General features: G+C 47.2%; 1 protein-coding gene. It reads left to right on the top strand.

Annotated features, from left to right (window positions below; all coding sequences use genetic code 11):
- Nucleotides 1–215: 215 nt before the first annotated feature.
- The coding region (gene folK, locus A3763_RS27245; protein ID WP_231872336.1) for a 2-amino-4-hydroxy-6-hydroxymethyldihydropteridine diphosphokinase at nucleotides 216–619 on the top strand (404 nt) is incomplete at its 3' end.

The raw sequence follows: 619 nt of genomic DNA, 5'->3' as shown, positions 1-619 counted from the left end.
GCAAGCTGGTGAACCTGTCGGCGAACTCGCTAAGTGGTGGACTGAATTCCAAATCAAGCACCCTTCTGCTGTTTATAACAAAGCTAATCATCGAAAAAAGCGTGAGACACCTGGTGCTGACCGCCGAAAGACCCGACAATCACGACGTCCAAAGCGATCATAATGCTGCAGGTATAAGTCAGCAGGAACTGTTCGGCGAGAAGAAAAAGCTAGTCATGAAACTAAATCAAGTACTCATCGGTATTGGTAGCAACCTGGAAAGTCCTCGTCTTCAAGTAATAAAGGCGATAGAAGCCCTATCCCGGCATCCTGAACTAAAGCTAATGTCATCATCATCACTATACAGTAGCTGCCCTCAAGGGCCTCAGGATCAAGATGACTTCGTCAATGCAGTCATCTGGCTTGAAACCGCTCTGGAACCACTCGCTTTGTTAAAGTGTACTCAAACACTTGAAGCCGAATTCGGGCGTATAAAGACTCGGCATTGGGGGGAGCGAATCATCGACCTGGATATTCTATTCTATAACGATGAAACGCTATCAAGCGACGACCCTGACTTACGCATTCCTCACCCTTATGCGCTGGAACGAGACTTTGTGCTGGTACCAGCAATCGAAAT

This window comes from Oleiphilus sp. HI0128 (assembly GCF_001635365.1).
The sequence above is the reverse complement of the archived record's forward strand: the minus strand, read 5'-3'. Positions and strand labels throughout refer to the sequence as shown.